This window comes from Vibrio sp. 2132-1 (assembly GCF_033344315.1).
The window spans coordinates 1-632 of the sequence record NZ_JAWPON010000471.1 but is presented as its reverse complement, the minus strand read 5'-3'; the positions used below and the strand labels follow the sequence as shown (position 1 = coordinate 632).

1 protein-coding gene is annotated in these 632 nt (G+C 45.7%); it reads left to right on the top strand.

All coding sequences use genetic code 11. The annotated features are described in order from the left end of the window. Positions 1 to 512, top strand: a 512-nt coding sequence (gspC, locus tag R8N47_RS26115; RefSeq protein ID WP_318186218.1) for a type II secretion system protein GspC, incomplete at its 5' end; no start/stop codon positions are given. Positions 513 to 632: the final 120 nt, after the last annotated feature.

The window sequence follows — 632 nt, the reverse complement described above, 5'->3', positions numbered from 1 at the left end:
GTAAGCAAGCGACCTACGGAATTAGCGAAGAAATTGAAGGTACGCGTGCCATACTAAAAGCGGTGTTGGTCGATCGCGTGATCATCGATAACGAAGGCCGAGATGAAACTCTAATGCTGGAAGGCGTTGAGTATACAAAATTGTCAGAATCGCCGCAGGCTACTCGAGTGCAAGCTGCACAGAAAGAACCTGCGTCAGACGTGAGTGACAAACTAGAGCAAATCCGAGAGGAGATTGCGAAAGATCCACAGAGTGTCTTTAAATACATCACCATTTCTCCAGTGAAAAAAGACGACGCCATTATTGGCTACCGAGTTTCTCCGGGTCGTGATGCGGCGTTATTTAATGATGTGGGTCTAGAACCTGGTGATATTGCGGTGCAACTTAATGGGATCGATTTAAGTGATCCATCTTCTTCAGTACAACTGATGCAAGTGATGAGCGATCCGCAAGAACTGAATTTGACTGTTGAGCGAGATGGTCAGCAGTACGACATCTATATCCAATTGTAATACTTAGGCAACCAGCGTAAGTTCAGGGAGACATACGTGAAACATTGGTTTAGCAAAAGTGCTTGGTTACTGGCAGGGAGTCTACTCTGCGTTCCAGGTGCGATGGCAAATGAATTTAGT